We start from the raw sequence: 26,515 nt of genomic DNA on the forward strand, positions 1-26,515 counted from the left end.
CGGCGTGAAGCTTTCGTTTTCGGCTTTCCGCCGTCGTTCGTCTCGACCTGCGGGGACACCCCACCGCGTCCCCGTCCCGCCGGTGGCCCACTGCCGCTCCGGGTGGGCCGGGGCCCACCCCCGGCGCGGGACCTGCGGTCCCCACTTCACGGGCTGACCGTCCCGCGCAACTCCCCCGTTTCCTTCCGCAGCCTCGCGAAGCGGAACCGTTCAGAGATGACCGACCGGACGGTACGCTGACGGCCCCACCCCGCCCCGCCCCCCGCCCGCACACCCATCCGCACAGAGGTGGAGGTCGTGATGCACTCAGTCGTAGGGACGCGCGCCCGCTTCCGTCCCCGGCCACCGGCCAAGGAGGAGGCCACTGCCGTGCTGCACCGCTCGGCGCGGCCCCTGCTGGACCGGCTGCCGGAGCTGGCCGACCGTGTGACGGCGCTCATCGAGAAGCACGAGCCCGCGTACCGCGCACCCGCCGTCGACCCGGTCGAACTGCGCCGCGAGGTCCACCAGTCGCTCAGCTACAGCGTCGGCTCGCTCATCAGGCCGCGCGAACTGCGCGAGGACGCGCACCGCTGTTCGCGCCGCATCGGCGCGGCGGGCCCCGCGCGCGGCCTGCCGCTCGACGCCGTGCTGCACGCCTTCCGGCTCGGCGGCGGCGCCGTGTGGCAGGACCTGCTGGAGATCGCGTCGCGCCAGGACCCGCAGAACATGCGGCTGCTCGTCCATGTGGCGGAGGACGTCTGGGAGTTCGTCGACGAGCACTGCACCGTCGTCGCCGACGCCTACCGCGCGGCCGAGCGCGAGCTGTCCTGGCGCCGCGTCAACCGGCTGCGGCTGATGACGGAGGCGCTGCTCCAGGGCAGAACGCGGGTGGCCGACCTGCCCGAGGTGGCAGCGGCGCTCGGGCTGCCCGAGCACGGGCGTTACGCGGTGGCCGCGATCTCGGGGCCGGGGCGTACCGCGTTACGCGCTCTCGCCGACAGACCTGGCCAGGGAACCGGGCGCGGACCGCAGCCGCAACACGGGCCCGCCCCCACCCCCGCCGTCCCCCTTCTCTGGCACCCCGCACCCGGCGGCGAGGGCGACGAGGGCACCGACTTCGTCATCGCGCTCCTGGACGGCCCCGGGCTCGCCGGGCTCGACGGCGACGCGGGCCCCGAGGCGCTGGCCCGCACCCTGCGCGCCCTCCACCCCCGGCCGGGCGGCCACCCCGCCCGCCCTGCCCCCGACCCCCGCGTCACCCCCCTCCGTACCGGCGTCGGCGCGGCGCTCCGTGCCGGCGTCAGCACGCCCGTCGAGGGCCTGGCCGCTGTCGGGGAGGCCAGGGCGCTCGCGGAGACCGCGCTGCGCTCCTGTCCGGCCGACGGCGAGATCACGCTGCTGCACGACAACCTGCCCTCGGCCCTGGTCGTCTCCTCGCCCGAGCTGGCGTCCGTGCTCACCGAGCGTGTCCTGGGGCCCGTTCTGCGCCTGGAGCACACGGACCGCGCGCTGCTCCTGGACACGCTCACGGCCTGGCTGGAGTGCGACGAGTCGGCGCAGCGCGCGGGAGAGCGGCTGAGCTGTCACCGCAACACGGTGCTCAACCGGCTGCGCCGCTACGAGAAGCTGACAGGGCGTTCGCTCAGCAGCCCGCGCGAGACCGTCGAGCTGTCCCTCGCGCTCACGGCCCGGAGGCTGCTGGCGGCAGGTGGCTGAGGTAGCCGTCGAGCAGGGCCTCGCCGAGGGTGGTGCGGCTGTGCAGGACGCGGTTGCCGTGCCTCCGTGAGGCGACGAGTCCCGCCTCGCGGAGCACGGAGGTGTGACGGCTGGCCGTGGACAGCGACAGGCGCAGCGCGATGGCCAGTTCGCTGGTGGTCTTCGGCTGCTCCAGTACCTCCAGCAACTGGGCGCGCGAGGCGCCGATGAGCTGCGAGACGGGCAGTTCCTCCGGCTGCCCCTGCGCCGCAGCGCCGTACCGCGCGTCCCGTCCGTCAGCTTCCGTGCCCGGCCTGCGCGGGGCGCGCGCGAGCCAGCCGGGCGCGGGGGAGAGGGGGTGGACCAGTACGGGCCGCAGGTCCTGGTCGGCGAGCGTGATGGGTGCCCGTACGCAGAAGAAGGACGGGATCAGGGTCAGCGCGCGCCCCTCCAGGCGCAGTTCGCGCGGTACGGGGTAGGGGGCCGCGAGGGCGCCCTCGTCGGGGTGCCAGTTCAGGAGGGACCCGTAGCTGGTCAGCAGTCCGGACGGGCCCTCGGACAGCGCGGCCTCGGCGCGCCGGGAGCGGTCGGCGCTCACCTCGCCCCGGATGGCGGGCAGATACGGCTGGACGGCCACCGCGTAGTAGCGGCGCAGCGCCTCGCCGAGCCGCCGCAGCGCCTCGGGGTCGCCTTCCGCGATGCGCTGGGCCCCGGGCGGCAGGCGGCCCCCGCTGGAGTCGTAGAGCCGGGTCATCTCGGCGCCCATGCGGGCCTTGGGCGTGCTCAGCACCGTGTCGATGCCGGTCTCCAGCGCGGCTTCAGGGCTGCCGGGTACCTCACCTGGCGGAAGGGACTCGGGGGTGAGGAAGTCGGGGAAGTAGACGGCGTGCGGATACAGGCGCATGAGGGACGAGGTCGTGCGGAGCAGTCCTTCGCGGGCGAGCGCCGCCCTGACCTCGTGGCGCCAGGGGTCGAAGGCGAGGGCGGCCTGGCGGTTCTGGAGAAGGTGCAGGCTGAGGGCGATCTCCCACATCGGGTCCGGGGTGTCCGCGAGTCGCAGCCTGTTCAGTTCCGCGCTGCTGAACTCGATGCGCAGCACTCGTGCTCGCCCTCCCTCCACGGTCCCGCTTCGCCCGGGTCTCTCCGCCGTGTCGTCCCACGGTAGGGAAGGAAGAGCGGAATCAGGGGTTCCGTTTGCTTTCTCCACGAAACCGCCGCGATTCGTCCGCGACCGCGCGAGGCTTTCCTTGCGGTGGCGGAGCCGTCCTCGGGGGAGGCGGTTCTCGCCACCCCTTCTCTGTGCCCCCTCTCTGTGCCCCTCCGCCGTGTCCCCGTCGCAGCACCCCCTTCTTCGCGCCCCGTCTCCGCGCCTCACCCGCCGCGCCGTTCTTTTTCGCGCCTCGCCGCTCGCGCACGGGTACTTCCCCGCCCTCCTCCTGGCCATTCGCCCGTTTCCTGGAGGGCACAGCGCGGGCCGACACGCCTCCGGGACCTGTGCCCCTCTTCCCGCGCCCCCGCCGATGCGGGACGCTCGCCTGTGAACAATTTCCGGCGGGGGGCCAGCGAGGAGGCATCAAGTGGTTGACGCACACCGGACGTTCGTCATCATCGGCGGAGGGCTCGCCGGGGCGAAAGCCGCGGAGACCCTGCGCGCGGAGGGGTTCACCGGCCGCGTCATCCTGATCGGCGACGAGCGCGACCACCCCTATGAACGGCCACCGCTGTCCAAGGGCTATCTCATGGGGGCCGACGAGCGCGACAGCGTCTTCGTGCACGAACCGGCCTGGTACGCGGGCGCGGACATCGAACTGCACCTCGGCCAGCCCGCCGTCCAGCTCGACCGCGAGGCCAAGAGCGTCCGCCTGGGCGACGGCACCCGCGTCCACTACGACACGCTGCTGCTCGCCACGGGCGCCGAGCCGCGCCGTCTCGACGTGCCGGGCACCGGGCTCGCCGGGGTGCACCACCTGCGGAGGCTCGCGCACGCCGACAAGCTGCGCGGACGCCTCGCGGCCCTCGGCAAGGAGAACGGGCACCTGGTCATCGCGGGCGCGGGCTGGATCGGCCTGGAGGTCGCCGCAGCCGCGCGCTCCTACGGTGCCGAGGTCACCGTCGTCGAGCCGGAGCCGACCCCGCTGCACACCGTCCTCGGGCCCGAGCTGGGCACCCTCTTCGCCGATCTGCACCGCGAGCACGGCGTCCGCTTCCACTTCGGGGCCCGGCTCACCGAGATCGCGGGCCGGGACGGGATGGTCCAGCACGTGCGCACCGACGACGGCGAGGAGCACCCCGCGCACGACGTGCTCGCGGCCATCGGCGCGGCGCCCCGCACCGCGCTCGCCGAGGCGTCGGGCCTGGAGCTGGCCCCGAGCCCAGGCGGCGGCATCGCGGTGGACGCCTCGCTGCGCACCTCGGACCCGGACATCTTCGCCGCGGGCGACGCCGCCTCCGTCCAGCATCCGCTGGTGGGGGAGCGGCTGCGCGTCGAGCACTGGGCGAACGCGCTGAACAGCGGCCCCGCCGCGGCCCGCGCCATGCTCGGCCGGGAGATCAGCTACGACCGGGTGCCGTACTTCTTCTCCGACCAGTACGACGTGGGCATGGAGTACAGCGGCTACGCGCCGCCCGGCTCGTACGACCAGGTGGTCTGCCGCGGTGACGTCGGCAAGCGCGAGTTCATCGCCTTCTGGCTGCGCGACGACCGGGTGCTGGCCGGGCTCAACGTCAACGTCTGGGACGTCACGGGTCCCGTCCAGGAGCTGATCCGCTCGGGCGACGCCGTGGACCCGCACGCCCTCGCCGACCCGGCGGTGCCGCTCACCGCGCTCAAAAAGGGGTAAAGGGGATAAATTGCCGTAGTCGGGAGTCGGAACCCGGTCCGGGGTACCCCGGACCGGGGACTCCGGACGGACGGCCCCACCCGCGGCCGGACTCCTCCGCACGGAGGGGCCCGGCCCACGCATGGGTCCGGGCCGTACCGGTAAGGCCCCCGAGCGACCCCAGAGCAGAAGAACACGCGGCGAAGGGCAGTGAACAGCGATGGCGAAGCAGACCGTGGCCGAGCAGTACGTGGACACCCTGGTGCGGTCCGGGGTGAAGCGGCTGTACGGGGTCGTGGGCGACAGCCTCAACCCCGTCGTGGACGCCATCCGCCGCAACTCCGCGATCGACTGGATCCAGGTGCGGCACGAGGAGACCGCCGCGTTCGCGGCCGGGGCCGAGGCCCAGGTCGCGGGCCGCCTCGCCGCCTGCGCGGGCTCCTGCGGCCCCGGCAACCTCCACCTCATCAACGGCCTCTTCGACGCCCACCGCTCCATGGCCCCGGTGATCGCCCTCGCCTCGCACATCCCCAGCAGCGAGATCGGCACCGGCTTCTTCCAGGAGACCCACCCGGACCGGCTCTTCAGCGAGTGCAGCCATTACAGCGAACTGATCTCCAGCCCGGCCCAGATGCCGCGCGTCCTCCAGACCGCGATCCAGCACGCGGTGGGCCAGCAGGGCGTCAGCGTGCTCGCCCTGCCGGGCGACCTCGCGGCCGAGCAGGCACCCGAGAGCCCCGAGGAACACGCGATCGTCACCTCCCGCCCCACCGTCCGCCCGGGTGACGCCGAGGTCGACGCGCTGGCGCGCATGATCGACGACTCCGAGAAGATCACCCTCTTCTGCGGCAGCGGCACCGCCGGGGCCCACGAGGAGGTCATGGAGTTCGCCGAACGCGTCAAGTCCCCGGTGGGCCACGCGCTGCGCGGCAAGGAGTGGATCCAGTACGACAACCCGTACGACGTGGGCATGAGCGGACTGCTCGGCTACGGCGCCGCCTACGAGGCCACCCACGAGTGCGACCTGCTGATCCTGCTGGGCACGGACTTCCCGTACAACGCGTTCCTGCCCAAGGACGTCAAGATCGTCCAGGTCGACGTGCGCCCCGAGCACCTCGGCCGCCGCTCCAAGCTGGACCTCGCGGTGTGGGGCGACGTACGCGAGACGCTGCGCTGCCTGACGCCCAGGGTGCGCGCCAAGGCCGACCGCTCGTTCCTCGACCGCATGCTCAAGAAGCACGCCGACGCGCTGGAGGGCGTGGTCAAGGCGTACACCCGCAAGGTCGAGAAGCACACCCCGATCCACCCCGAGTACGTCGCGTCCATCCTGGACGAGGAGGCCGCCGACGACGCGGTCTTCACCGTCGACACCGGCATGTGCAACGTCTGGGCGGCCCGCTACCTCACCCCGAACGGCCGCCGCCGCGTCATCGGCTCCTTCACCCACGGCTCCATGGCCAACGCGCTGCCCCAGGCCATCGGCGCCCAGTTCGTCGACCGGGGCCGCCAGGTCGTCTCCATGTCGGGCGACGGCGGCTTCTCGATGCTGATGGGCGACTTCCTGACGCTGGTCCAGTACGACCTGCCCGTGAAGGTCGTCCTCTTCAACAACTCCTCGCTCGGCATGGTCGAGCTGGAGATGATGGTCGACGGCATGCCCGCCTACGGCACCGGGTACCGCCACACGGACTTCGCGGCGATCGCCGAGGCGGCCGGTGCGAAGGGCGTACGGGTCGAGAAGCCCAAGCAGATCCGGGGCGCGTTGCGGGACGCGTTGCAGCACAAGGGGCCGGCGCTCGTCGACATCGTGACCGACCCGAACGCGCTGTCCCTCCCGCCCAAGATCACCCGCGAGCAGGTGAGCGGGTTCGCCCTCTCGGCGGGCAAGACGGTGCTGGACGGGGGCGTCGGCCGCATGATCCAAATGGCCCGCTCCAACCTCCGCAACGTCCCCCGGCCGTAGGGCTCGCCCCTGCACGGGGGTGTTGCGCGGGATGGTTGGCCGGTGTGGTGGGCGCCGCAGGGTCCCGCGCTGGGTTTTCGCGGGTTCGCCGTTGTTTTCCGGGTGCGGGTGGGTGGCTTCGGCGCGGCGTGTGGTTGCGGTGCGTTCGCGGCTGGCGCCGCGTGATTCCGGGTTTCCACCGTGGTTGTGGGCGCGTGGGCGCGTGGGCGCGTGGGCGCGTGGGCGCGTGGGCGCGTGGGCGGGGGGTGTCCGGTGCCGCGCCGTAGCCACCGGCCCGCAGCACGCGCCCGCAACCCCAAGAGGCACCAGCCAAGGCGCACCCCTACAAGAACCGGGCACCCCGTGTGGCGGTCAACCTCGCACCCCGTGTGGGGGCGCAGCCCGGTGAAGGGGTGACCCACCGTTCCCTTCCGCACCCCGCGAAGGGGCCCCGTACACTGCACTGCGTGGCTGGAAGGATCAATGACGAGGACGTGAAGGCGGTCAGGGACGCGGTCCCGATCGACGCCGTCGTCTCCGAGTACCTTCAGCTCCGCAACGCGGGCGGCGGCAACCTCAAGGGCCTGTGCCCCTTCCACGACGAGAAGTCCCCCTCCTTCCACGTCAGCCCCAGCAAGGGCCTCTACCACTGCTTCGGCTGCCAGGAGGGCGGGGACACCCTCGACTTCGTGATGAAGGTCGATCACCTCTCCTTCTCCGAGGCCGTCGAGCGGCTCGCCGCCACCGCGGGCATCACGCTCCGCTACGAGGAGGGCGGCTACGGCCGGGCCAGCCAGCAGGGGGAGCGCACCCGCCTCGTCGAGGCCCACAAGGTGGCAGCCCAGTTCTATGTGGAGCAGATGAGCGGGCCCGAGGCCGAGATCGGCCGCCGCTTCCTCACCGAGCGCGGCTTCGACCAGGACGCGGCCCACCACTTCGGCATCGGCTACGCCCCCGCCGGCTGGGACCACCTCACCCGCTTCCTGCGCGGCAAGGGCTTCTCGGACAAGGAGATGATCCTCTCCGGGCTCGCCCAGGAGGCCCGCAACGGCAGGCCCATCGACCGCTTCCGCGGACGGCTCATGTGGCCGATCCGCGACATCACCGGCGAGGTCGTCGGCTTCGGCGCCCGCAAGCTCCGCGACGACGACAACGGCCCGAAGTACCTCAACACCCCCGAGACCCCGATCTACAAGAAGTCCCAGGTCCTCTACGGCATCGACCTCGCGAAGAAGGACATCGCCAAGGGCAACCGCGCCGTCGTCGTCGAGGGCTACACGGACGTCATGGCGTGCCATCTGGCCGGGGTCACCACCGCCGTCGCCACGTCGGGCACGGCCTTCGGCGAGGGCCACATCAAGATCCTCCGGCGGCTGCTGATGGACAACTCGCAGTCGGAGGTCGTCTTCACCTTCGACGGCGACGCGGCCGGGCAGAAGGCGGCCCTGCGCGCCTTCGAGGACGACCAGAAGTTCGCGGCCCGCACCTCCATCGCGATCACCCCCGGCGGCATGGACCCCTGCGACCTGCGCCTGGCCGAGGGCGACGAGGCCGTCGCGAAGGTCGTCGAGTCCCGCTCCCCGCTCTTCGAGTTCGCCATCCGCACCTTCGTCGACCAGCACAATCTCGACACGGCGGAGGGCCGTTCGGCCGCGCTGGAGCAGGCGGCGCCCATCGTCGCGCAGATCAAGGACGTCTCGATCCAGCACGAGTACGCGGTGCGGCTGGCCGGGCTGCTCGGCATCCTGGACACGCAGTTCGTCGTGCGCCGCGTCAGCCAGCTCGCCCGCTGGGCCCGCGAGCGCGGGAACACCCCGCCGCGCGGCCAGGCGCCCGCGCACGCCCCGGGCGCCGGACGGCCGGCGCCCCCGGCCGCCGCGCCGCAGCAGGGCCCGGCCCTGAACCTGCGCAGCCCCGCGCACCGCGTGGAGCGCGAGCTGCTGAAGCTGGCGCTCCAGCGGCCCGAGCTGGTCTCTCCGGCCTTCGACGCCTACGGTGCCGACGAGTTCACCGGGCCGCCCTACGCCGTCGTGCGCCAGGCCATCGAGGCCGCGGGCGGCGCGGCGGGCGGCGAGTCGGACAGCGGCTATCTGGCCCGGGTGCGCGAGGCGGCGCCCGACGACTCGGTGCGCACCCTCGTCACCGAGCTGGCCGTGGAGCCGCTGCGCAGCGCGCGGGGACGCGATCCCGACGAGGTGTACGCGGGCATGCAGCTCGTCGCCGTGCGCCTCGCGGCGGTCAACGCGCGCATCGCCGATCTGGAGAGCGCGGCCCGGCGTCTCGAAGCCCAGCGGGACTACGAGCAGTCGGCTTCCGTACGGCAGCAGATCTGGACCCTCCAGCAGTACGGGCGTGCCCTCCGGGAGCGGGGCGCGGCGGCGCTCTGAGCGCCTCGGCGGCGTAGCGTCCCGCCCCGGCCGTCGCCCCGGCCGCCGGACGGCCGGACTCCGTGCGCGCCCGCAGGCGCCCCCGAACCGTCTCGCGGACCCCGCTTCCGCGCCCGGGAGCGCGTGGCCGCGCCGGAGGCATGTGCCAATCGGCGCACTCGGGGCCGGTTCGTAACCGTTCGTACTCATTGGGTCACGGTTCATCCCAAAAACTGGGCGCACGACCCTCGTGGCAGGAGTGTGTCGTACTCCACACTGGTTTGCGGTGCCTGAGTCCTCGGAGCGCGGCGGTGCTGGCCAGGAGGGGCCGGAGTCCCCCGCGGATCCGCACAGCAGATACGGACGGAGTGCGGCCCGGCCGCGGCCGTCCCCGTCGCGCACGCCGCCCCCCGAACCGGCAGCGATCACACTGGAGGTCGCCCCCGTGCAGACCCAGACCCTGACCGGCGCGGCCTCCGCCGCCCCAGAGGTTTCCACCGCTTCACCGGCGTCATCCGTGTCCCCGGCGGCCCACGCGGCCGCCGCTGCCCCCGGCGTCACCGTCGCACCCCCGCACTCCGAGGCGCCCACCGAAGCGGAACCGGCGGACACGGAAACGGAGGCGGCCGGGGCCGGGTCCGTCGAAGTCCTCGGGGCCGTACCGGCCCAGCCGGGCCCGCCCGAGCTGGAGCGCACGGCGGCTCCGGACCCGGAGGGCGAGCGGGAGCGGGAGCACGAGCGCGAGCCGGAGATCCCGCGGCAGGAGTCGCCCGGCGCTGGCCCCTCGGCCGACCTGTTCCGCCAGTACCTGCGCGAGATCGGCCGGATCCCGTTGCTCTCGGCCGCCGAGGAGGTCGAGCTGGCCCGCCGCGTCGAGGCCGGACTCTTCGCGGAGGAGAAGCTCGCCAACCACTCCAACCTGGACAGTCAACTCGCCCTGGATCTGGACCAGTTGGTCGTCCTCGGCCGGATGGCCAAGCGCCGTCTCATCGAGGCCAACCTGCGGCTCGTCGTCTCCGTCGCGAAGCGCTATGTCGGGCGCGGTCTGACGATGCTGGACCTCGTCCAGGAGGGTAACCTCGGGCTGATCAGGGCGGTCGAGAAGTTCGACTACGCGCGGGGCTACAAGTTCTCCACCTACGCGACGTGGTGGATCCGCCAGGCCATGTCCCGCGCCCTTGCCGACCAGGCCCGCACGATCCGCGTCCCCGTCCACGTCGTGGAGCTGATCAACCGCGTCGTCCGCGTCCAGCGCCGCATGCTCCAGGAGCGCGGCTACGAGCCGACGCCCGAAGAGGTCGCCGTCCAGCTCGACCTGACCGAGGAGCGGGTCACCGAGGTCCTGCGCCTGGCCCAGGAACCGGTGTCGCTGCACGCGCCCGTCGGCGAGGAGGACGACGTCAACCTCGGCGATCTCATCGAGGACGGCGACGCGGCCTCACCCGTCGAGTCCGCCGCGTTCCTGCTGCTGCGCGAGCACCTGGAGGCGGTGCTGTCCACGCTCGGCGAGCGCGAGCGCAAGGTGGTGCAGTTGCGCTACGGGCTCGTCGACGGGCGCCCGCGCACGCTGGAGGAGATCGGCCGCCTCTTCGGCGTCACCCGCGAGCGCATCCGCCAGATCGAGTCCAAGACGCTGAACAAGCTCCGCGATCACGCCTTCGCCGACCAGCTCAGGGGCTACCTGGACTGATGGAAGGCGGCCGGTCCTGCCGAGACCGACGGCAGCGGCCCGCCGCCCCCGTCCTCGCCCGCGCTAAACGCCGCCGCCGTACGTTCCGCCGTACGTCCCGTCGTACGCGCCGCCCGTCTCCCCGGGATGCCCCGGCATCCGCTGGTCCGGCACCTGCTGCTGCCCCGGCCCGTGCTGCTCCCGCGCCTGGCCGACGACGGGGCCAGGACCGAACGCGCCGGGGTGGGTCTGTTCGCGCACCGTCACATACTGCTGCCGCACGGCCTGGCCCACCGGCAGCTCCTCGCCCGGCTCGAACGTCTCGGCCGCCGCCGCCGGCCACTGCGGCGGCTGTCCGCCGCCGCTGAGCGCCCACGCCGCCTGGCGGGCCGCGCCGAGCGCGGTGTAGTCGGCGGGCTGCGGCACGACGACCTGGGCCCCGAACAGCGCGGGCGCCGCCTCCCGCACGGCGGCCAGCCCAGCGGCCTGCCCCAGCAGGAAGACGCGCCGCACCTGTACGCCACGGCCGCGCAGCACGTCCAGCGCGTCGGCCAGCCCGCACAGCATCCCCTCGACGGCCGCGCGCGCCAGATGCTCGGGCTTCATGCTCTCGCGGCGCATCCCGTGCAACGAGCCCGCTGTGTGCGGGAGCTGCGGGGTCAGCTCGCCCTCCAGATAGGGGAGCAGCACCATCCCGTACGCGCCCGGCGTCGAGCGCAGCGCCAGCTCGGAGAGCCCGTCCAGGTCCGTGCCCAGCAACTCGGCCGTGCCGCGCAGCACGCGCGTCGCGTTCAGCGTCCGTACGGCGGGCAGGTGCATGCCCGTGGCGTCCGCGTACGAGGTGATGGTCCCCGACGGGTCGACGAGCGCCTCGTGGTGCACGGCGAAGACGGACCCGGACGCGCCCAGCGAGATGACCGCGTCGCCGATGCCGACGCCGAGCCCGAAGGCGGCGGCCATGGTCTCGCCCGTGCCCGCCGAGATCAGCAGCCCCTCGGGCGTGGACCCGGCGGAGTCGGCCGGGCCGACGACCTCCGGGACCCTGACCTGGTGCCCGAGCGCCAGCTCGATCAGGTCGGGGCGGTAGGACTCCATGGCGGCCGACCAGTAGCCGGTGCCCGACGCGTCGCCGCGGTCCGTGGTCCTGCGGGCCGGGCGGCCGAGGAGCTGCCAGACCAGCCAGTCGTGCGGCTGCATGAGTTCGGCGACGCGCGCCGCCGCCTCCGGCTCGTTGCGCGCCATCCAGCGCAGCTTGGAGACGGGGTGCGCGGCCTGCGGCACGGCGCCCACCGCCTGCGCCCACGCCTCGCGCCCGCCGAGCGCGTCCGCGAGGTCGGCGGCCGAGGTCTGCATCCGCTTGTCGTTGCCGAGCAGCGCGGGCCGTACGGGAGCGCCCGTCGCGTCCATGGCGATGAGGCCCTGCTGCTGCGCGGAGACCCCGATGGCCTGGACGTCGGCGAGCTGGCCCGTGCTGGCCGCCTTGCCGAGCGAGATGAGCCAGGACTGCGGGTCGTCACGCTCACCGGAGTGCTCGGCGTACCCCTGCTTGACGACGGCACCCGTATCGGCGTCGCAGACGATGATGCGTGTGTGATCGGCTGAGCTGTCCAGACCGGCGACTATCCCCATGCCCGGAATGATGCCTTACGTGTGCGCGCCGGCGGGGGCCGGGCTGTTGACGGGCCCGCCCGAGCCCTGGTCCGCCCGCCGGCCGCCCCCTGTCCGCGCGGCCCGTGAGGATCTAGCGTGGCGACGTGGCCAGCTCTCCTCTCTCCCGCCCCGGCGACGGCACCCCGTCGCCCCCCTCGCGTCCGTCCCCGGTGTCCCCTGTCGCTGATGTCTCCGCCCGGGAGCCCAACCCGTTGCGTGCGTGCACCCTGGACGAACTGCGCCGCCGCACGAGCATGAAGTGGCGCACGTACCCGCCCGACGTGCTGCCGCTGTGGGTCGCCGAGATGGACGTGCCGCTGGCCGGGCCCGTCGCCGAGGCACTTCGCGACGCGATCGCGCGCGGCGACACCGGCTACCCGGCGGGCACGGACTACGCCGAGGCGCTGTCCGCCTTCGCCGGGCGCCACTGGGACTGGGGCTTCCCGCCGGAGCGGACGGCGGTCGTGCCCGACGTGATGATGGGCATCGTCGAGGTGCTGAAGCTGATCACGGGGCCCGGTGACACCGTCGTCGTCAATTCGCCCGTCTACACGCCCTTCTACCAGTTCGTCTCGCACATGGACCGCCGCGTCGTCGAGGCACCGCTGACGGCGGAGGGGCGGCTCGATCCGGACACGCTCGCCGCCGCGTTCGCGCGGGCCACGGCCGGGTCCGGGCCGACGGCCAGGTCCGGGTCCGGGAGTGCCGCGTATCTGCTGTGCAGCCCGCACAACCCGACGGGCACCGTCCACACGCCGGACGAGCTGGCGGCGGTGACCGAGCTGGCCCGCGCGCACGGTGTCCGCGTCGTCGCCGACGAGATCCACGCGCCCGTCGTGCGGCCCGGCGCCCGCCACGTCCCCTACCTCTCCGTACCGGGCACGGAGCGCGCCTTCTCACTGATGTCCGCCTCCAAGGCGTGGAACCTCGCGGGCCTGAAGGCGGCCGTCGCCGTGGCGGGGGAGGACGCCGCGGCCGACCTGGCCCGGATGCCGGAGGAGGTCGGCCACGGCCCCAGCCACCTCGGCGTCATCGCCCACACCGCCGCGCTCCGGCACGGCGGCGACTGGCTCTCGGCCCTGCTGTGCGGCCTGGAGGAGAACCGGAGACTGCTGGCCGGGCTGCTGGAGCGACGGCTTCCGGAGGTCGGCTACCGCCCGCAGGACGGAACCTTCCTCGCCTGGCTGGACTGCCGCGCGCTGGGCCTGGGCGACGACCCGGCCGCGGCCTTTCTGGAACGGGGCCGCGTAGCCCTCAACCCAGGCCCCGCGTTCGGCACCGGCGGCGCGGGCCACGCGCGGCTGAACCTGGCGACCTCGCCCGAGGTCCTGGAGGAGGCGGTCAGCAGAATGGCGTCCGCGGTCTGACGGGCCCGACTGCCGGGCGGGGCCCGACCCGGTAGGCGGGCTGACGGTTCGGCGCGGGGCGTGGGGGCGGTCGCCGGGGGGACGCCAGGACGACCGGGCCGGCTAGAAGCCGTTCGGCGGGAAGCCCCAGCACTCCGGGTGCGCGGCCAGGTCGTGTGCCAGTGCCTCAGTGGTCGGGTCCACCACGTCCCACAGGTGCGCTGAGGGGTGCTCGGCGTGCAGTCCGCACGCGTCGCCCTTGCACTCGGCGTCGCACCAGGTGAGCGTGGCGAAGCGGTGGCCCGTGTCCGACCACAGGAACCACACGGCGCATTCGGGCTCGGGGCTGTCCCACATGTGGTTGGCGTGTTCGCCCTCGGTGTGCGCGCCCAGTTCGCATACCGCGTACCCGCTGGCGACCCCTGCGAGGTCGTCGGGCGGGTCGTCCGCAGCGAGGATCTGCGTGAGCGTTTCGCGGGCGGGCAGTTGCCGCACGGCTGTGCACTGCAACATGGGTCGTCCTTGGTGGTGGTGCGGAGGCGCGGATGCCCCGTCCGGTGGGCGGGCGGCTCAGGGGGCTGGGCTGGGTGCGACGGTGGTGAGCTGTAGCGTGCGTCCGCCGACGAGGGGTGCGGTGAGGATGACGGTGCGGCCGTCGTGTTGCAGGGCTTTGCCGATGCGGGTGTGGCGGGCGTGCCACCAGTGCCGGGGCACAAGGACGGTGGACACGCAGTCGCGGGTGGTGCCGTCCACCGTGATGCGTTCGCCCTTCTCGCGCAGGCGCAGGGGGTGGCAGGCGTGGGCGGTGAGGAGGGTGGCGAGGTTGCCTTCCATGATCTCGATGGTCTGGCCTCGTGGCATGGGGCGCGGGTAGCTGGTGAGGCAGGCGGTGCCGTGGGGGAGTTCGTACATGAGGCGTACGGCGCGGTCCTGGATGCGGCGCATGACGAAGTGCTGCTGCTGGCCGTCGAGTACGGCGACGGGGAAACCTGCGGTGGTGGCCCAGCCGTGGGGGTCGTAGAAGACGTCTTCGGGGTCGGCGGGGATGAGGACGGTGTGGTCACGTGGCACGGGGCTGCTCCAGGTCAGTTGCGGGTGGGAGTGACGGTGTGCGCACCACGCGCAGGGTGGGCGCGGGTTCGGGTTCCTGCTCGGGGTCCGGCTCGGGCTCGGTCGCCTCGGTATCGGCGAGGCGATTCCCGGCGCCCGTGAAGACGGCGATGGCGCGGGCCACGCTCTCCCCGGTGACGTGGGCGCGGACGGCGGCGATGGGAAGGTAGGTGCCGTGCCGGGGGCACAGCCACACCGGTGCGTGCCACGGGTAGCGCGCGGTGGCCACGTACCGGACTGCCGGGCCGAGGTGGTTGCCGCCCTCCACCTCGCACGCGTGGCCGGTCACCGATCTGTCTCCGGTGTCCGCTGGCGTACGGCTTCCAACGCGGCCCGCAGCGCCTCCACGTAGCCCGGCAGACGCGATCGCCCGTTCACGTCGGCCCCTCCCGCCACATGGCCCACGGGCGTTCGGTCACTTCGGCGTAGCTGGTGTGCTCGGGGAACTCCCGCATATGGGCAAAGGCCCACGTCTGCGGCTCGGTCGGATCATCGCTCGCGGGTGACTTCGCGGCGCACTCGGTGTCGTCGTCGTTGAGCGTGAGACACCGGAACGTGTACGTGGTCGGCGGAGCGTCGTCGTCCTGGTCCGGCCGTAGCCGCCAGTCGAAGAACGCGAACTTGCGGCGGGCTGTCACAGAAGCTCACCCCGGCTGCGCGCGTTCGCGCGGTCGGTCTCCGCACGCAGACGCTCCATGGGGTCTACGGGGCGGACGCGCTCGGGCTCTGCCTCCCACTCAGCCCCGCCGCTGAGCGACCGCAGTCTCCAGCGGGGGCCGACGACCGCGCGGAACTCCCCGAACATCACGTGCTGGGTGTCCACGACCAGCGCGCCTACGGAGGGCGGTTCCAGATCTGTACTCACTCGCCTGCGTCCTTTCCGCCGCGAACCGGGCTGCTCACTAAAGGCAACCGGCTGATCACGGTCGGCGGTACCGTTGGGAAGGGGGGCAGGAGTTAAGAGCGTTAAGCGCTTGGGGCACTCATACGTGGGGAGTTGAACGACCGTGGGCATCAGCGAGCCGAACACAGCGTTAGAGCGTCTGTTCCGCGAGACCGGGTGGACGCTGCGACAGTTCGCCCAAGAGGTCAACCGCCTCGGGACCGAGCGTGGAACTCCTCTCAAGTACCAACAGCCTTCAGTCCACCAGTGGTTGGCCGGCCACCTGCCGAAGGAACCCGTCCGGCCGCTGATTCTGGAAGCACTCGCTCGAAGACTGCTCCGGCCCATCACGCACACCGAAGCAGGCTTTCCAGCACCCTCGGAAGAGTCGAACAGCCGCTCAACTACCGTGGAAGGGCTGATTGACCTCGGGAGGCAGGACATGGACCCCTCACGCCGAAGCGTCCTCAGCGCAGGACTGTTCTCCGTTGCGCTCACCATTCCAGATTGGCCTGACGTTATCGGACGTATGGAGGCTGTTCAAAAGGGGCAGACGCAACGTATAGGGATGGCCGACGTAAACATGGTCGTCGCTATGACCGAGCGAGTCTCCAGCCTTGACGACCAATTCGGGGGGCGTCACGCACGGCCGATGGCAGCCGCCTTCTTAGTGAATACCGTAGCGCCCTACTTGCGGGCAAGCGCACCCGAATCCGTCCGTAAAGCCATGATGGCTGCCGCGTCGGACCTTTGCTATCTGACTGGATATATGGCCGTGGACGAGGGCGTTCACGGGATCGCCCAAGGCTATTACCTAAAAGCGCTAGAACTCGCGGGAGCTGCCGAGGATCATCTAACCTACTGCACTACACTGCGAGGCATGAGTGTGCAGGCGGTGGACCTCCGGCATGGGAGGCACGCACTGCGACTTGCCGATGCGGCCGCCGCAGCCTCTCCGAAGGCGGGGCCGCGTATGCGGGCATTCCTCGCCGGGCAACAAGCGCACGCCAGCGCCCAAATGGGTGACCGTCAAAATTCTATAAGGTATCTTCGTGAAGCCGAGATCGCCGTAGAAAAGGCGGAATCCCGCTCCAAGACATTCGGCTCATACAATTCCGCGACCCTCGCGTACCATGCCGCCCAAGTACGTTTTGAACTCGGCGACGTGAGCGGTAGCGTTGAATCTTTGCAGGAGCATTTCCACCTCCGGGATTCCAGTGATAGTCGAAGGTCCGCCATTCGTTTCAACTTCATGCTTGCGGAACGGAAGTTGGGAATAGGTCATCTTGAAGCGGCGTGCGCAACCTGGAGCAATGTCCTGGAGGAAGTGCCGACTATCCATTCCGGCAGAGTGGACGCGCAGGTTGCAAAAATCGTACCCCTTTTGCGCCCTTTCCGGGCAAATGCAGCGGCTTGTGAAATCTATGACCGCTGCCGTGCCATGTAGGCGGAAGCGTGAAAGAAGCCTCCGTGTCCGCCACTCTGGTTGGGTGACGAGCAGGGGCTCTGTGACTTCTTAGGGTCAGTCCCACACGTCTGAGTCGTCATCGTCGCCGGGCTCGGGGTCGTAATGGCGGTGTGGGCGCTCGGCGAAAGACCCGACTCTCTGATGCTGGGAAGGGAGCAGGAGTTAGAGCGTTAAGGGCTTAGGGCACTCATGCGTGAGGAGTTGAACGACCGTGGGCATCAGCGAGTTGAACTGCCACCCAACTACGGTGGAAGGGCCGATTGACCTCGGGAGGCAGGACATGGACCCCTCACGCCGAAGCGTCCTCAGCGCAGGACTGTTCTCCGTTGCGCTCACCGTTCCCGGATGGCCGGATGTCGTGGGCCGCATGGAAGCGGTTCAGACTGGAAAGTCCGCGCGTATAGGAATGGCTGAAGTGGATATGGTCATTGCCATGACGGAGCGCGTATCCGACTTGGATGACCAATTCGGGGGTCGTCACGCACGGCCGATGGCAGCAGCATTCCTCGTGAATACGGTCGCGCCCTACCTTCGAGCCGACGCCTCCGATGAAGTCCGCAAGGCGATGATGTCGGCGGCTTCCGATCTCTGCTACCTCACCGGATACATGGCTGTTGATGAGGGTGTTCACGGTCTGGCGCGACAGTATTACTTGAAAGCGCTAGAACTGGCAGGGGCATCGGAAGACCATCTCACCTACTGCACGACGCTACGGGGAATGAGTGTCCAGGCCGTTGATCTCCGACATGGAAAAGTGGCCATGCGTCTTGCCGACGCCGCCGCATCTGCTTCGCCGCAGGCTGGTCCCCGAATGCGCGCTTTCCTGGCTGGGCAACAAGCGCACGCATCGGCTCAGCTTGGGGAACGAGCGAACGCGCTGATGTACCTCCGAGAGGCTGAAGTGGCGATGGAAAAGGCCGAGTCACAGACAAAGACTTTCGGCTCGTATAACCCTTCATCCCTTACCTATCATGCAGGACAAGTCCGTTACGAGCTCGGAGATATTCGCGGGTCGGTCCAGGAATTGGAAGAGTCCGATAAGCTGCGGCACAGTTCCTTCAAAAGGAATCGAATCCGCTATCTCTCATTGCTCGCAGAGCGTCAACTGGAGATTGGGCACCTTGAGAGTGCGTGCGGCACGTGGGGTAAAGTTGTCGATATCTACCCGCATGTGCAATCAGGGCAGTGCGATCAAAGCATTTCCCGGATGCAGGCTCGAATTCGCCCTTACCTGAAGAATCAAGCCGCCCGGAACCTCTATGAGCGTGCGCGTCTCGCCACCCCGCCTTCAATGGCGGTGAGGTAGGACGCATTCGGCGACCCATCCGCCCGGCTGGTGCTTCGCGGTTTCGCGGTCGCGGTACGACGTGCCCTTCGGACGAGACCGCGCGTTCGGATCAGCAATGCCCCGAGCGGTCAGCGCACGGCGCGCCTCGGGGAAGTGGTCGGTGACCGTCGCCGTCTTGCCGCACAGCACGCACCACAGAGGCGCGCACAGGTAGCGGCGCCGCACGTTCCGCCATTGTCGCCCGTACGCGCTCGTCCCTGGGGTCCTCCCACTGTAGCGACGACGCTTACTGTGGGCACGAGCTGACCGCCGCGCATCAGAGGGGTGCCGACCGGGCACGCCTGGCTCGGCAGCTCGGTCGAGCGCTCCTTTGCCCGCCTCAAGGACTGGCAGATCTCCCTGTCATGGCCACTGCAACCGCAACCGCCTCGCGTCAGTGGTTCGAGCCGCCGTCACCCTGGAGAGGCGCCGCTGACGAAACCCATTGAACTCTTTGTGGCGTGACTGCGTTGGTGTCTGTTGGTAGCTGCTCGACAAGGACTTCGCCCCCGTGGTCGGTGATTTCGACGAGCCGCACTGTTGGCTTCTCCGACATGAAGGGATCGAGTGGGTAACCATGCCCCACACGAACGCGCACTCCAGCAGTCACAGGCACACCCGGCAACGAGCGCTCGGTGAACCGGTACCCGACGCGACCAGAGACGAAATATTCCATTACTTGCATTCTTCGGGACGGGCGCTGGAAATCCTGGAAGATATCAACTTGTATCGTGACAGTACCAGTGATATTGAGATTCTCTGGGCTCCACCGGGAAAGGATCTCTGCTACGACAACAAAATCTGGGTCGATATGGCCCAGAATGATCCGCGTAATACGGCAGTAGCCGTCGGGCATGAAATTAGCCACCTGATGGCGAGCGTCACCGGGGCATGCGCCGATTGGCGCTCAATGACGCGTGAGGAATACGTCCAGGTGTCGACGGACGAAGAGATCAACGCTCACGCCGCATCGTACGTGATCCATATGCAGGCAACCCGGGAGTCCAGTATTAGCCAAAGTTATCGACGAAATAAGCCAGTGGCGTTCGATGACTTCCAGAATTGGCGGAGGACAATCCCTGCCGATCAGCAGGGAACTTGGGATGATATCGAGGAACTCGCCAAAGACTGGGTGGAGGACCAGTACCGCAGCGGTGCATGGGTGATGGCCACCACCGGCCAGAATTACTACCACCATTTCGCACAACGCTATGACGATCTCCGGCGAGGTAGAGCTGTGGAAACTGGCAACACCCACTCTTCTCCCGCCATGTTGACGGTGTCGCAAGCGGCCCGGTTTTACCCACCGGGGAACGGGGTACGCAATGCGGCGGCCTCGCCGCCGTCACGGAATTCAGCGGGCCCCAGGAGCTACCAGGGTTCCTCCCCTCTTTCCCGCGGAGAGGTGTCCCGGCCGAAAAGTCCCGGAAAATAGGCGCACCAGTACTTCTGGGCCGAACGCCCGCCAGACCCGGGAGACGGCCGACTGCGACATGCCGGCAGCCTGGGCCATCGGCTGCGTCGACCAGCGCGAATCACCCGAAGGGGGCGCCCGGCCGAGGGACCGGGCGCCCAGGGACTCGACCTGCTCGTCCGTGATCCCGCGCCGGGCACCGGAGCGCGGAGCGTCGGCCAGACCTCAAGGCGGTCGGCGGCGAACCTGGACCGCCACTCACGCACTGAGCGTTTTCAGTGTGTCCACTGATCGGGTGACGGGATCGGTGCCCGCAACGCACGAGGCTCCCGTGCCGTTGGGGGAGGTGTTCGAAGTCTCAACCCACATGCACAGGAGCCGCGTTGGTTCCGTATTCTGCCGCACTCGACCTGCCTCACGCTCTGGTCGAGTGGGTCACCATGCTCATCGTCACCCGCGAGGGTGACCGCCGCTGCAAGCTCCCACCGCACCAGCGTGCCCTGGCCGGCCTGGTGTATCTGCGCCGGCACGACACCCTCGCCCAGCTCGCCGTCGGCTTCGGCATCTCCGTCGGCACCGCCCACGCCTACACGACAGCCGTCATCGCGCTACTCGCGGACCGCGCACCCGGGCTCCTGCGGGCTCTGCGCGAAGCCGACCCCGACTACGTGCTGGTCGACGGAACCCTCGCGGAGTGCGATCGAGTCGGCGACAGCCGGGCCGACTTCTCCCACAAGCACCGCCGACACGGGGTAAACGTGCAGGTGGTGACCGACCCGGCTGGACAGTTGCTATGGACCTCGCCTGTCCTGCCCGGTCGCGCACACGACCTCACCGCGGCCCGCACCCACCGGATCATCCGGATCTGCGAACGCCAGGGCGTCCCCATCCTCGCCGACCGCGCCTACGTGGGAGCCGGACCCTGGGTGACGACACCTCTCAGACGCCCGCCGGGACGCGACCTCACACCGACCCAGCAAACCGTCAACCGTGCGCTATCGGCGGCACGGGCGCCGGTCGAGCGCGGCGTCGCACGGCTGAAGTCCTGGCGGATCTTCCGCAGGTCGCGGTGCAGTCCGAATCGAATGTCGCCAATCACCGCGGCCACCTCACCCTGGAGCGGCAACGCTGAAACAGCTCACTGCCTAGGGTCGAGATGCCGAGCACCTCGCGCCCTGCGCGTTCGGACGGCCCTCGGCGCATGAGCCGCAGCAACCACGCCCACCTGCGCGGTCGGCACAGTAAGGGCACCATCGCCGAACCTGACGATCAGCGCGCCAACCGCCGGCGCCGCGGCCGGATAGGCGGCAGGCCACCCGTCTTCGACCCAGGTCAGTACCGTCAGCGCAACGCGGCCGAACGGCGCATCAGTATGTGGAAGCAGTACCGCGCAGTGGCCAGCCGCTACGACAAACGCGACTACGTCTTCAACGGTGCCCTCGCCGTCACAGTCATCGTCATCTGGCTCTGCGACACCGTCCAAGAGCCATCAGAAACGCCCTGCACCGGGCGCGTCTCTACGGAGCACGGCCAGACGGGGCCACGCCTCCACGGGCCACGCCCCCACACCGCACCGTGTTACGCGGCCGTACGCAGGTCCGCCAGCACCAGTTCGCGGACGTCCTTCGGCTCGACGCCCAGTCGCGCGAAGACGCCCTGGCTGATCCTGTCGTCCGCGCGCAGCAGCGCGAGGACCACGTGCTCGACCCCGATGTGCCGGTCCTTGCGCGCGATGGCCTCGCGCAGCGCCAGCTCCAGCGTCTTCTTGGCCCGGCCCGTGAACGGGATGTGCCGCCCGCCGTCCGCCGCGCGGCCCCCGCTCGCGGCGGTCCCGTCGCCGCCGCGCTCCGGTTCGCCCCGGCGCCGCCGCCCGAAGGGCAGCGTCCTGCGCGGCTTGTCGCCGTGCCCCGGCGGGGGCGTGTCGAGGGCGCCCTCGCCGAAGGCGCTCTCGGCCCTGCGCCTGATCTCGTCGAGGTCGATGCCGAGGGCCTTGAGCGCCTCCGCGTCCTCCGGGCCCAGCGCGTCGCGCTCTCCGCCCGCCACGCCCGCGATCGCCGCGCGGCAGTTCTCCGCGGTGACCCCGAGCCGTACGAGCGTGGCCGCGCCCGGCTCGTCGGGCCGCCGCAGCGCCGCCAGCAGCAGGTGCTCGGCGCCTATCCACCCGTGCCCGAGGCCGCGCGCCTCTTTCTGCGCCCCGATGACGAGGGACCGCGCCTGTGCGGTGAACCGTTCGAACATCGTCCCTACCTCCTCGCGTGCTTCTTGTGTACGGCCTGCCTGCTCACGCCGAGTGCCGTCCCGATCTCGTCCCAGGACCAGCCCTGTGCGCGGGCGCTGTCGACCTGGAGCGCCTCCAGACGCTCGGTCAGCCGCCGCAGCGCGGCCACCGCCCGCAACCCGACACGCGGATCCCCGCTGAGTGCGGCCTCCGCGGTGTCCACCGCTTCCTTCGCTTCCGATCCGGCCATGTCTGTCAACGTAGGATGACAAGCGGGCACCTGTCAACCATGGTTGACGCGACGGGTGTGTCGCACCCGGGGCAGACGCACTCACGCCGGGCGCCGCCCCGGTCGCCCCGGTCGCCCCGGACCGTCGAGTGCCGGAGTGCTGCCCTACGGCCGCCTTCGCCTCGTCACCACGAGGGCCGTTCCGATCCCCGCGGCCAGCAGTCCGATCCCGCCGAAGATCAGCGGCAGCAGCCACAGCGAGGCGAAGCCGTTGATCCGCGCGTCCTCGGGCGCGTCGGCGCGGTACAGCACCTCCACCCGCTCGCCCCGTTCGTACGAGGGCGGGTTGGATCCCGTCGAGCTGTGGAACGTCCTCGGCGTACCGTCAGCCGAGGTGAACTCGACCACCGGGTACGCCGAGGGCTTGTCGTCACCGTGCTTCTTGCGGGACGACTCCGTGTGGCTGACGCGCCACTCCAGATCGACCACCGTGCCCTGGGCGCGCTCCGCGCTCGTCAGGAACGAGACCGATGTCCCCGCCACGATCAGTCCGATGACCAGGAACAGCGTCCCGAACGCGATCACCCCGAACGGGACCCACCGGGGAACTCCCCGCCCGCGCACCTGAATCCGCACATCGTTCCTCTCGCCTGCCCCGCCTGTCCGTCCCCCGCCGACTCCGGGCCGGTTGCCGGAAGCCGGAGGGACGCTATACCAGGTGCCCCGTACAACTGCCGCCGCCCCTCCTCGGCCATCCGGCCCCGTCCGGCCCTCTCTTGACTCCCGTTCAGAAGTCTGCCTATAAACCCTCATGACCTCGTCTCCGGAAAATCCCGCCCGGGCCGAAGAGGAAAATCCACCGACGACGATCTCCTCTTCCTCTCCTCTCAACTTCCCCAGCTTCCGCTATTTCTGGCTCTCCCGGACGGTTTCCGGACTGGGTTCGGCGATGTCGATGGTGGCCTTGCCTGTGCTGGCCTACCATGAATCGCAGTCCGCTTTCATGGTCTCGCTCGTCGCTGCTGCGGAGACCATTCCCTATGTGGTGTTCGGGCTTGTCGCGGGCGCCGTCGCGGACCGGTTCAACCGCCGTCTCATCATGATTCTGGCCGATGTCCTCTGCGCGGTTTCCCTGGCGAGTATCCCGCTGGCCCATATGCTGGGCGCGCTCACCGTCTGGCACATCGTGATCGCCGCCATCCTTTCCTCCAGCGGCGCCCTCTTCTTCGAAGCGGGGGTTTACGGCCTGGTCCCCGCTGTTGTAGGGAAGGAGAACATCACCAAGGCCAACAGCTATCTGTACGGCTCCTCGACGGTGGTCCGCATTGCCGGTACCGCTGCGGCGGGCGCGCTCATCGCCCTGGTGGGCGCGGCCAGTTCCATCGCCGTCGACGCGCTGACGTTCGTCGCCTCGGCCCTCTGCATCCGCGGCGTCACCTATCGCGAGCCGGCGGCCAGCAAGGGCATGGCGAAGTGGCCCGGTTACCGCAAATCCATCAAGGAGGGGCTGAGTTTTCTGTGGGTGCAGCCGACGCTGCGCATCATGACCGTCGTCGGCACCCTCCAGTCCATTTCCGGCGGAGCGATCATCGGGCAGCTCGTCGTCTTCGCCAACCGGGGCCTCGGGCTGTCCGGTTCCGACGCCCGCATCGGCCTCCTCTACACGGCCTGGAGCGCCGGTGGCATCGGCGGTGCGCTGCTGCTGCCGAAGGTCAGGCAGCGGCTCGGCTCGTTCCAGGTGCTGCTGGTGGTCCTGCCGCTCGGCTCCCTCCTCGGCCTCTTCGTGGTGCTGACGACGGACTGGCGTGTCGCGATGGTGGCCATCACCACCTGGGGAGTCGTCTATCTGATGGTTCTCGTGAACACGATGAACTACTGCCAGCAGGTGACCCCGCCGGAAATGCAGAGCCGCGTGAACACCACGCGAAGGACCTTCTCCTCCGGGCTCGGCGTGCCTTTGGGCGCCCTTGTGGCAAGCTCGTTGACCACCCATTTCAGTATCCGGGTCGGGATTTCCACCGCGGTGTTCTCCGTCGCTCTCGCGGCACTTCTCGTCTGGGCGGTGCAGATAAAGAGGAACCTCGCGCCCGCCGCCGTCGCCGAGTGACGGGCTCAGCCGGGAAAGCCGGGACAGCCGGGACAGCCGGAATCAGCCGCCGGAGAATGCCACGGACGACAGCGCCCGGTGGCCGTGGACGCTGACCACGCCCCCGTGCCCCGGCGGAAGATGGCGCACCATGCAACCGGCCGGGCGCTGATCGAAGAGGAAGGGGCTGAAAACGGGGAAGACCTCGGCCTCAAAGGTGCCGGGGCCTTCGCCTTCGGCGAATTCCATGGGGTACGGGGACGGCTGGACGTATTCCTGCGCGATGTAGTCGCCGTTCGCCGTCGCGTCGCGCACGGTGTCCCGCCACAGCCGCTCGTCGCAGGCGCGCCCGAGCAGAATGTTCTGTCCGCTCATGCCGATGGCGGGCTTGAGCACGAACTCCTCGGGACGATCCAGGAGCAGTTCCGGGATTTTATGGGTGCCGCCCCGCCATGAGGTCGGCCGGTCGGCGACGACGCGGGTCCACGGCAGATACCGTTCGACGGCCTCGCGGTCCAGGGCCGTCATCCACGGACGCCCCTCGGAAATCCAGGCCAGCACCTTTTTGTTCGCTATCAGATAGGCGGTCTGGGTCGCGAGGAGTTTCAGCCCCGAGTCGAGCGCGGTGCGCAGGGGTGACAGGTCGATGCCGAGCGTGCGCCACTCCGGGATGGTGAAGTGGCGCAGCCCCACTTCGTAGCGGAGCCCCGACGGCTCCCCGATGCCCTCCAGCAGGTCCTCCGGTTCAAAGAACTCGGCCTCGACCCCGCGCCGTCGCAGCGGTTCGAGCTGCACGTCCCAATAGCGGTGCGGGCGGCTGCCCTTGAGGTCCCGGGTGGTGCCGACGACGGCGACGGCCGGTTTGGCCCCGAGGTCCTCCACCGCGCGCACCAGCGCGTCGGCGCGCACGGCCAGGGGGTCGGCCCCGTGGAACGGGGCCAGGGCCGCGCCGCCGAAGCCCTCGGTCCATGCCGCCGAGTGCAGCGACGTGTCCACGACGCCGCCGAGGCCCGAGCCGATGTTGAACTCCAGGAACTTCGGGCCCTCCGCGTCGACGACGAGGTCGGGACGCGCGCTCCACGTCGCGTACTCCTCCTCGATCTGCCCCTCCATGACCAGGGGGTAGACCGCCTCGTCGGCGCGGAGCGCTGCGATACGTCCTGCCGCTGTCGGCGCCGCCTCCAGCAGCGTCCGGCGCAGCAGGCCGAGCAGGTGGGACGTGGCCGTGAACAGCTCCCGGTAGGAGGCGTCGGGCAGGACGAAGGGGCGCACGGCGGTCGGGGACATCGGGACGACGTGCACGTATTCGCCGTCGTCGACGGCCTGGACGAGGTCGTGCACCAGCTCCGGCACCGGGCGCCGCGAGCCCAGCGGCAGCGACGCCGACCCGTACCAGGGGGAGGGGGACGGGCGCGGGGGAGGGGACGGGGGCATCACGAGCGCGTGTTCTCGTCGGTGCGCCGGTACACGGCGATCCGGTTGTCGCTGTCCTCGCGCAGCGGGCCCTCGGTCCAGTCGGCGTACTCGGCCTCCAGCTCCAGGCCGGCGCGTCGCGCCATGGCGTCGAGCTGCGGGGGGAAGAGGTACTGGAACCGCAGCGACCGGAGCCGGACGTCGCCCGGCTCCTCCACGATCATGCGCTGCACCCAGAGCACCTGCTCCGGCACCTCCCACTTGCGTGAGGTGAACTCCACGCGGGAGCCGGTGAGGTGGGTGGTCTCCGGCCCTGTCAGCGTCGAAGCGGCGGGCGGGCGGGGCACGAACGCCTCGACCACGAACGTCCCGCCGGGCAGCAGATGAGCCGCCACCCGGTTGAGCATGGCCTGCTGCGCCGCGTTGCTGTCCAGTTGGAAGAGGGAGTTGAAGGTGACGTAGGCGAGCGAGAACTCGCGGTCGAGCCGGAACGCCGCGCAGTCCTCCAGGACGGTCTCCACGGGGAGTGACGCGCCCTGCTCCGCCATGACCTTCAGCATGGCCGGCGCGTTGTCCACCCCCGTCACATGGACCCCGCGCGAGGCCAGCGGAATCCCGATGCGGCCCACTCCGGCGCAGAGGTCGAGATAGGTGCCGCTTTCGCCGCCCCTTTTCAGCAGGAAGTCAATGACGTCGCGCGCGTTCTCCCGGTCCGCATAACGACGTGAATACTGCTCGGCCCATGCCGCGTCGAACCCGCTGGGCCCGTCCTCATCAGTGGAACTGTCAGGCGAACGACCCGGCATTGCCTTTCCCCCTGTGAATCTAGAAATTTGGCGGAACGGAACTACCCCGGCCCACCCCCCGGCGAAACCTCCCCTCCATGTGACGCAGATCA

At 70.2% G+C, this 26,515-nt stretch carries 22 protein-coding genes and 1 pseudogene; 11 read left to right on the forward strand and 12 right to left on the reverse strand.

Going from position 1 to position 26,515, the window contains the following annotated elements:
- Positions 1 to 300 precede the first annotated feature (300 nt).
- Positions 301 to 1,698, forward strand: coding sequence for a PucR family transcriptional regulator (locus ACWGJ2_RS30625; protein ID WP_453349528.1), 1,398 nt, complete (start codon positions 301 to 303; stop codon positions 1,696 to 1,698).
- Here the strand turns inward: ACWGJ2_RS30625 and ACWGJ2_RS30630 are convergent.
- Positions 1,664 to 2,776 carry an ArsR/SmtB family transcription factor gene (locus tag ACWGJ2_RS30630; protein WP_453349529.1) on the reverse strand — a complete coding sequence of 371 codons (1,113 nt, stop codon included), beginning with the start codon at positions 2,774 to 2,776 and terminating at the stop codon, positions 1,664 to 1,666. The two genes, ACWGJ2_RS30625 and ACWGJ2_RS30630, sit on opposite strands and share 35 nt — an antisense overlap.
- A 478-nt stretch (positions 2,777 to 3,254) precedes the next feature.
- Between ACWGJ2_RS30630 and ACWGJ2_RS30635 the strand changes: the two genes are divergently transcribed.
- The 4 genes from ACWGJ2_RS30635 to ACWGJ2_RS30650 all read left to right on the forward strand — a co-directional run bounded on the left by ACWGJ2_RS30635 (position 3,255) and on the right by ACWGJ2_RS30650 (position 10,494).
- Positions 3,255 to 4,517, forward strand: coding sequence for an NAD(P)/FAD-dependent oxidoreductase (locus tag ACWGJ2_RS30635; protein WP_453349530.1), 1,263 nt, complete (start codon positions 3,255 to 3,257; stop codon positions 4,515 to 4,517).
- A gap of 199 nt (positions 4,518 to 4,716) precedes the next feature.
- On the forward strand, positions 4,717 to 6,459 hold the full coding sequence (locus tag ACWGJ2_RS30640) for a pyruvate dehydrogenase (protein WP_453349531.1): 1,743 nt from the start codon (positions 4,717 to 4,719) through the stop codon (positions 6,457 to 6,459).
- Between the two features lie 446 nt (positions 6,460 to 6,905).
- A complete protein-coding gene (gene dnaG, locus ACWGJ2_RS30645; protein WP_453349532.1) occupies positions 6,906 to 8,825 on the forward strand; it encodes a DNA primase in 1,920 nt (639 codons plus the stop codon).
- Positions 8,826 to 9,090: 265 nt separating this feature from the next.
- On the forward strand, positions 9,091 to 10,494 hold the full coding sequence (locus ACWGJ2_RS30650) for an RNA polymerase sigma factor (protein ID WP_453349533.1): 1,404 nt from the start codon (positions 9,091 to 9,093) through the stop codon (positions 10,492 to 10,494).
- Positions 10,495 to 10,557: 63 nt separating this feature from the next.
- On the opposite strand, the gene ACWGJ2_RS30655 is transcribed toward ACWGJ2_RS30650, so the two are convergent.
- Entirely contained in the window at positions 10,558 to 12,102 is a 1,545-nt protein-coding gene (locus ACWGJ2_RS30655; RefSeq protein WP_453349534.1) for an FGGY family carbohydrate kinase, read from the reverse strand.
- 275 nt (positions 12,103 to 12,377) lie between these two features.
- Between ACWGJ2_RS30655 and ACWGJ2_RS30660 the strand changes: the two genes are divergently transcribed.
- The gene (locus tag ACWGJ2_RS30660) at positions 12,378 to 13,490 is read left to right on the forward strand and encodes a MalY/PatB family protein (protein ID WP_453349584.1); all 1,113 of its coding nucleotides are present in this window, start codon (positions 12,378 to 12,380) and stop codon (positions 13,488 to 13,490) included.
- A 102-nt stretch (positions 13,491 to 13,592) separates the two neighbouring features.
- On the opposite strand, the gene ACWGJ2_RS30665 is transcribed toward ACWGJ2_RS30660, so the two are convergent.
- From ACWGJ2_RS30665 to ACWGJ2_RS30685, 5 genes are all read right to left on the reverse strand, one after another.
- On the reverse strand, positions 13,593 to 13,982 hold the full coding sequence (locus ACWGJ2_RS30665; protein ID WP_453349535.1) for a hypothetical protein: 390 nt from the start codon (positions 13,980 to 13,982) through the stop codon (positions 13,593 to 13,595).
- Between the two features lie 57 nt (positions 13,983 to 14,039).
- Entirely contained in the window at positions 14,040 to 14,540 is a 501-nt protein-coding gene (locus tag ACWGJ2_RS30670) for a hypothetical protein (protein ID WP_453349536.1), read from the reverse strand.
- Positions 14,530 to 14,868 (reverse strand): hypothetical protein, encoded by a 339-nt coding sequence (locus ACWGJ2_RS30675; protein ID WP_453349537.1) that lies wholly within the window; start codon positions 14,866 to 14,868, stop codon positions 14,530 to 14,532. The genes ACWGJ2_RS30670 and ACWGJ2_RS30675 overlap by 11 nt, the downstream gene beginning before the upstream one ends.
- 85 nt (positions 14,869 to 14,953) lie before the next feature.
- On the reverse strand, positions 14,954 to 15,217 hold the full coding sequence (locus ACWGJ2_RS30680; protein WP_453349538.1) for a DUF7848 domain-containing protein: 264 nt from the start codon (positions 15,215 to 15,217) through the stop codon (positions 14,954 to 14,956).
- On the reverse strand, positions 15,214 to 15,444 hold the full coding sequence (locus tag ACWGJ2_RS30685) for a hypothetical protein (protein WP_453349539.1): 231 nt from the start codon (positions 15,442 to 15,444) through the stop codon (positions 15,214 to 15,216). Before ACWGJ2_RS30685 ends, ACWGJ2_RS30680 begins: the two co-directional genes overlap by 4 nt.
- 142 nt (positions 15,445 to 15,586) lie before the next feature.
- On the opposite strand from ACWGJ2_RS30685, the gene ACWGJ2_RS30690 reads away from it, so the two are divergent.
- The 4 genes and pseudogenes from ACWGJ2_RS30690 to ACWGJ2_RS30705 all read left to right on the forward strand — a co-directional run bounded on the left by ACWGJ2_RS30690 (position 15,587) and on the right by ACWGJ2_RS30705 (position 20,803).
- On the forward strand, positions 15,587 to 16,909 hold the full coding sequence (locus ACWGJ2_RS30690) for a tetratricopeptide repeat protein (RefSeq protein WP_453349540.1): 1,323 nt from the start codon (positions 15,587 to 15,589) through the stop codon (positions 16,907 to 16,909).
- A gap of 232 nt (positions 16,910 to 17,141) precedes the next feature.
- Positions 17,142 to 18,236 (forward strand): transcriptional regulator, encoded by a 1,095-nt coding sequence (locus tag ACWGJ2_RS30695; RefSeq protein ID WP_453349541.1) that lies wholly within the window; start codon positions 17,142 to 17,144, stop codon positions 18,234 to 18,236.
- 700 nt (positions 18,237 to 18,936) lie between these two features.
- Positions 18,937 to 19,692: a hypothetical protein gene (locus tag ACWGJ2_RS30700; protein ID WP_453349542.1), complete on the forward strand. Its 756-nt coding sequence runs from the start codon at positions 18,937 to 18,939 to the stop codon at positions 19,690 to 19,692.
- A 362-nt stretch (positions 19,693 to 20,054) separates the two neighbouring features.
- Positions 20,055 to 20,803 (forward strand): annotated as a pseudogene (locus ACWGJ2_RS30705) (transposase).
- 446 nt (positions 20,804 to 21,249) lie between these two features.
- Here ACWGJ2_RS30705 and ACWGJ2_RS30710 read toward each other — a convergent pair.
- From ACWGJ2_RS30710 to ACWGJ2_RS30720, 3 genes are all read right to left on the reverse strand, one after another.
- Positions 21,250 to 21,909 carry a Clp protease N-terminal domain-containing protein gene (locus tag ACWGJ2_RS30710; RefSeq protein ID WP_453349543.1) on the reverse strand — a complete coding sequence of 220 codons (660 nt, stop codon included), beginning with the start codon at positions 21,907 to 21,909 and terminating at the stop codon, positions 21,250 to 21,252.
- 5 nt (positions 21,910 to 21,914) lie between these two features.
- The gene (locus tag ACWGJ2_RS30715) at positions 21,915 to 22,139 is read right to left on the reverse strand and encodes a hypothetical protein (protein WP_453349544.1); all 225 of its coding nucleotides are present in this window, start codon (positions 22,137 to 22,139) and stop codon (positions 21,915 to 21,917) included.
- A gap of 144 nt (positions 22,140 to 22,283) precedes the next feature.
- Entirely contained in the window at positions 22,284 to 22,703 is a 420-nt protein-coding gene (locus ACWGJ2_RS30720; protein ID WP_453349545.1) for a DUF3592 domain-containing protein, read from the reverse strand.
- A gap of 226 nt (positions 22,704 to 22,929) precedes the next feature.
- On the opposite strand from ACWGJ2_RS30720, the gene ACWGJ2_RS30725 reads away from it, so the two are divergent.
- The gene (locus tag ACWGJ2_RS30725; protein ID WP_453349546.1) at positions 22,930 to 24,225 is read left to right on the forward strand and encodes an MFS transporter; all 1,296 of its coding nucleotides are present in this window, start codon (positions 22,930 to 22,932) and stop codon (positions 24,223 to 24,225) included.
- Positions 24,226 to 24,267: 42 nt separating this feature from the next.
- Here the strand turns inward: ACWGJ2_RS30725 and ACWGJ2_RS30730 are convergent, their stop codons facing one another.
- Positions 24,268 to 25,638, reverse strand: a complete 1,371-nt coding sequence (locus tag ACWGJ2_RS30730; RefSeq protein ID WP_453349547.1) for a hypothetical protein — start codon at positions 25,636 to 25,638, stop codon at positions 24,268 to 24,270.
- A complete protein-coding gene (locus ACWGJ2_RS30735; RefSeq protein WP_453349548.1) occupies positions 25,638 to 26,423 on the reverse strand; it encodes a class I SAM-dependent methyltransferase in 786 nt (261 codons plus the stop codon). Before ACWGJ2_RS30735 ends, ACWGJ2_RS30730 begins: the two co-directional genes overlap by 1 nt.
- Positions 26,424 to 26,515: the final 92 nt, after the last annotated feature.

This window comes from Streptomyces sp. NPDC054796 (genome assembly GCF_053611545.1).